This window comes from Candidatus Glomeribacter gigasporarum BEG34, from assembly GCF_000227585.1.
In the GTDB taxonomy this organism is placed as follows: Bacteria; Pseudomonadota; Gammaproteobacteria; order Burkholderiales; family Burkholderiaceae; genus Glomeribacter; species Glomeribacter gigasporarum_B.
In genome coordinates this window covers 1-4,571 of sequence record NZ_CAFB01000070.1, presented here as the reverse complement: position 1 = coordinate 4,571, position 4,571 = coordinate 1, and the positions used below count along the sequence as shown (strand labels likewise).

The 4,571-nt window shown below is 51.6% G+C and carries 5 protein-coding genes; all 5 read left to right on the top strand.

Features of this window, described 5'->3' with window-relative positions; all coding sequences use genetic code 11:
• Positions 1-1,138: ABC transporter substrate-binding protein (locus CAGGBEG34_RS08405; RefSeq protein ID WP_042688431.1), on the top strand; the 1,138-nt coding region annotated here is incomplete at its 5' end.
• A gap of 483 nt (positions 1,139-1,621) precedes the next feature.
• Positions 1,622-1,912 (top strand): YgfZ family protein, encoded by a 291-nt coding sequence (locus CAGGBEG34_RS11170; protein ID WP_158641856.1) that lies wholly within the window; start codon positions 1,622-1,624, stop codon positions 1,910-1,912.
• A gap of 653 nt (positions 1,913-2,565) precedes the next feature.
• Positions 2,566-2,775: a CbtB domain-containing protein gene (locus CAGGBEG34_RS08395; protein WP_006683249.1), complete on the top strand. Its 210-nt coding sequence runs from the start codon at positions 2,566-2,568 to the stop codon at positions 2,773-2,775.
• Between the two features lie 13 nt (positions 2,776-2,788).
• Entirely contained in the window at positions 2,789-3,514 is a 726-nt protein-coding gene (locus CAGGBEG34_RS08390) for a CbtA family protein (protein ID WP_006683248.1), read from the top strand.
• A gap of 27 nt (positions 3,515-3,541) precedes the next feature.
• The gene (locus CAGGBEG34_RS08385; protein ID WP_006683247.1) at positions 3,542-4,348 is read left to right on the top strand and encodes a class I SAM-dependent methyltransferase; all 807 of its coding nucleotides are present in this window, start codon (positions 3,542-3,544) and stop codon (positions 4,346-4,348) included.
• Positions 4,349-4,571 lie beyond the last annotated feature (223 nt).

Below are 4,571 nucleotides of genomic sequence, written 5' to 3'. Positions count from 1 at the left end.
CAAGGCTATTACTCAGATCGAAGCACTCGATGATTACACAGTACGGTTTACGCTGAACTCGCGCTATGCCCCGTTTCTGTCTAATCTGGCGATGCCCTTTGCATCGATTCTTTCTGCTGAATACGCTGCACAATTGCTGGAAAGGGGGAAGCCGTCAGAGATCAATCAGAAACCAATCGGCACAGGTCCGTTTATTTTCCGCAAATATGATCAAGATTCGATCATTTATTTCGACGGCCATCCAGCGTATTGGAAACCCGATGATGTGCGGTTGTCTAAGCTGACGTTTTCTATCACGCCGGATGCGGCCGTGCGGGTGCAAAAACTGATCCGGAATGAATGCCACGTCAGTGCTGCTGTGCGTCCCTCCGATATCGCGTCGCTGCGGAAAGCGCCTCACCTTCGAATATTAAGCAAGCAAGGGTTTAATATGGGGTTTCTGGCGTACAACGCGATTCATAAACCCCTTGACGATGTGCGGGTACGCCGCGCACTGGATATGGCAATTGATAAGAGGTCGATCATCAACGCCGTATATCAAGGCCACGCGCAAGCAGCCGTCGCGCCGTTGCCGCCGTTGCAATGGGGGCATGACAAAAGTTTGAAAGACACACCGCGTGATTTAAAACAGGCAAGGCGATTATTAGCGCAAGCGGGCTATCCCAACGGATTTACTATTTCACTGTGGGCGATGCCGATACAGCGTCCTCATATGCCAAACGGGCGGCTCATGGCTGAAATGATCCAAATGGATTGGAAGAAGATTGGGGTGCAAGCAAAAATCCTCAGCCCCGAATGGGGAGAATATCTTGCACGCGCTCGTAGAGGCGAGCATGACGCGATCATGCTCTCTTGGGTGAGCAACAGTAGCGATCCTGATGAATGGCTAGGAACACTGCAGTACTCGAATTGGCGCAACAAAGCGTTCGACAACTTGCTTCAGAAATCCCAACAAACGATTGATACTGCGAAGCGCACTCAGCTCTATCTGAAAATGCAGAAAATTTTTAAACAAGAACAACCGTTTACCCCTATCGTCTACGCGACTAGCTTCCAAGCAATACACAAAAACGTAACCGGCTTCAAATTCAACCCGCTCGGCCCGACAATTTTTTCTGGGGTTGGACTGTCCGAGTAGAGGTGTTATGCGGCCCTCAGCGGTGGCGTGGGTTGGCCGGGCGGCTCGGATTTAAGCATCTGCTGATCACTCAGGCGAGGCGCTTGCGGCTGAGTACAATGAAAAAGTGCTCCGTGGGCGTTGGATCGTCTGACACCCCCGTTGGACCCCGCAGGCAGCGGGCCGCTGACGATGGATAAGAGCTCGTTGCTGTTTTCGGGTCGCAACCGTGGCGTTTTTGCAAGTCAAACTCCACGTGCGTTGCCCTACTTTGCGTTTCAATGCCGCTATTTTGGCTTCGTATTCCGAGAGCGTTGTGGCAGCTGCTGCTTCAGCATTCAGTTCGCCCGATCATATTGGCTCAGCCACAACTGAATGAGATTCGCTGAAATTGGGTCAGCGGGCCGTGCTTCACGCCGTCCAATCTTGCCGTTACGAATATCCGTGAGCCAAGCGTATCCATTGATCGGCTCCGAACTGTCCAGGCCCTAGGGGTGCACTCCAGTGGTACGGATACAGTGGGTTTTTTTACACAATCAACTGACCAATGATATTCGGCATCTTGACGATGCGCACGTGCGGCGCGCCGGGCTGTGCTCGCCTAAAGGACGTTTGCTGGCCTCTTTTCTGGTCTGGAAAAGCGCTGAAGCAGTCCAACTGATGGTATCCGCCGATTTGCGCGCCCTGGTGCAGCAACGCCTGGCGATGTTTATTCTGCGCAGCAAAGTTAAGCTGATCGACGCGCACGTGCGTTTGATCTGCGTTGGCCTGGCCGGTGATATTGCCGTTGCTTGAGGCTGATTTTTCCAACTCTGCCAGATAATGTAAATGGCAAAGTCGAGCTCCGTGTTGAATGCACATTTACATACGCTCGATGCGGAACTGACACGTATTGATCCCATCACATGGGACCGGCTCACATTACAGGCGGGAGAACCCTCGATTCCTCCCTGCTCATCTTAATAAAATGATCAAGTTTATTAAGGCAAAATTAATATACAAGTGAACCTCTGAGACTGGACAGTTTGGGCTATGCAAATTGCTCACTTGCCGAGCGAGTTGGCTTCAAATGGATAGGGAGATCAATAGCCTTGTATCTTGATTATGCGTCGCACCGGCAAAGCGGCTAGACGACCTAAGGACGCTTAGATAAGAGAGAAATTTCCCGGTATGAGTGCGCTGTTCGTGATATGGACGGATCCAGTCATCGAGATTGATTTGTTGCTCAATTCAATGTATCAAGCTGTGAATGGAAGGCTCCGCCACGCGAGCGGCAACTGCTAAACGATTTTGATCCTGGTTTAGAATGCCGTTTAATTGTTCCAAGCGCCTGACCGAGGCTTGTAAGTGTCAGACATATAATAAAGCTGGTTTCCAAGGCTTGGGCTTGTATGTCTCTCTTCTCAATCGACTATCGCGGCACCTCACTTTCTTTGGAGATATTCATCATGACTGACACCGTTTTCAATCCAGCCGTTCAGCCAATCCCGATCCCCGTGCGCGAACTGCTGCCGTGGATCATCTTCGGCGGCTTAATATTGTTGCTTGCGTTGTACTTCGTCGGTGCTGAACAGGGCGCGACATCACTCATCCCTGGCATGTACGTGCATGAGTTCGTCCACGATAGCCGCCATCTGCTTGGGTTCCCGTGCCACTGACTGAGAATGAATCATGATAGGCAAACTGCTATTGCGCGGGATGCTGGCCGGCGTCGCTGCCGGGCTGCTCACGTTTGGCTTCGCGAAAATCGCTGGCGCACCGCCGCTGACTCAGGCCATCGCATTTGAAGAGACAGCCCAAGCGAATAAAGGCGAAGCGCCCGGCGCTGAACTTGTGAGTCGCAAAACGCAAGCGGGCCTCGGCTTGTTCACCGGTGTCGTGATCTATGGCGCTGCGCTCGGCGGCCTGTTCGCGCTGGTATTCGCATACGCGTACGGCCGCGTTGGCAAGCTCAGTGCGCGCGCGCTATCGGCTTGGCTCGCGATGGCCGCGTTCATCGCACTGACAATCGTACCCGCGCTCAAATATCCCGCTAATCCGCCATCGGTTGGCGTTCCCGAAACGATTGGCTATCGCACGAGCCTGTTCTTCTTCATGATCGTGGTCTCACTTGCGGCTATGGCGCTGTCGCTGAACCTCCGCCGGCAGATCGGCGCGCGCTTCGGATCGTGGAATGCTTCAATGACCAGCGGCGCCGTATTCATTGCGATCATCGCCGCGGCGCAACTGCTGCTGCCGTCAATCAACGAAGTGCCGGACGATTTTCCAGCAGCGCTGTTATGGAACTTTCGGGTTGCAGCGATTGGCATGCAGCTCATTCTATGGACCACGATCGGGCTGCTATTTGGCTGGCTGGTCGAACGCTACCAACCGAGCATAGCGGCAAAGGATTATTAGCAGGCGGAAATCGCAGAATCATGTGCCATGTCTGAAAATCGATACAGTCTAGCTTCCCTCACCCCAACGGTTAGATTTAGCAATGCAGCCGGACATTATGCTAGACATCGGCCGAGTTACCCTTCTGATGTTCTCCATCTTTTAGAACAGGCATGCGGGCTTAAATCCGGGGCGATGGTTGCAGATATCGGGGCAGGGACTGGACTATTTTCACAACTGCTGCTGGCTCATCAATATAGGGTATTTGGCATTGAGCCTAATTCGGAGATGCGGAGCAAAGCAGAAGCGCAGCTCTCAAATTATCCGGATTTTATGAGCGTTGACGCCGCCGCTGAAGCGACGGGTCTGGATGATCATAGTGTGGACTGCATAACGGCCGCCACAGCATTTCATTGGTTTGATAAAGAGAAGGCCAAAGATGAATTTGGCCGGATCCTTAAACCAGGCGGTTTTTGTATCCTGCTCTGGAACTTGCGTATAAATGAAGCCTCGCCTCTGATGGGAGAATATGAAACTCTATTAAATCAATATGGCACTGACTATAGAGAGATCGCTGCTCACAAAGTGCAAGAAGAAGGAATTAGACAATTTTTTGCCCCAAATACTGTTCAGGTTGCCTCGTTTCCAAATCAGCAAAAATTAGATAAAAGTGGATTTTTGGGACGTTTATTGTCAGTGTCTTATTTGCTTGAACCGGAGCACCCGCGCTATGAAGAAATGATTCAAGCCGCCAGAAGCTTGTTTGACAAATATCAACGAGACGGATACGTTGAATTTTTTTATCATACAAAATGCTACTATGGAGGTTTTGGAGAGTTACGCTCTAAAAAATAATACAAAAATTCAAACGAGGCGCCTATAGAGCGTTTTGCCTGAACTCAGCCATGAGCGCACCCTCGTGGTGGATATCGATGCCCTTCCTCGCCATCTTTGGCGTTGTGCTCGATGGGTTACTTGGAGAGCCGCGCCGCGCTCATCCGCTGGTTGGATTTGGGCGCTGCGCTAAAGCCATCGAGCGTGTATTCAATTCCCAGCGAAAATGGCCGACGTTCTGCCG

Bases quoted from the DNA above. Each gene is read 5' to 3' on its own strand.
- CAGGBEG34_RS08395 (WP_006683249.1), top strand. From the start codon at position 2,566: ATGACTGACACCGTTTTCAATCCAGCCGTTCAGCCAATCCCGATCCCC.
- CAGGBEG34_RS08390 (WP_006683248.1), top strand. From the start codon at position 2,789: ATGATAGGCAAACTGCTATTGCGCGGGATGCTGGCCGGCGTCGCTGCC.
- CAGGBEG34_RS08385 (WP_006683247.1), top strand. From the start codon at position 3,542: ATGTCTGAAAATCGATACAGTCTAGCTTCCCTCACCCCAACGGTTAGA.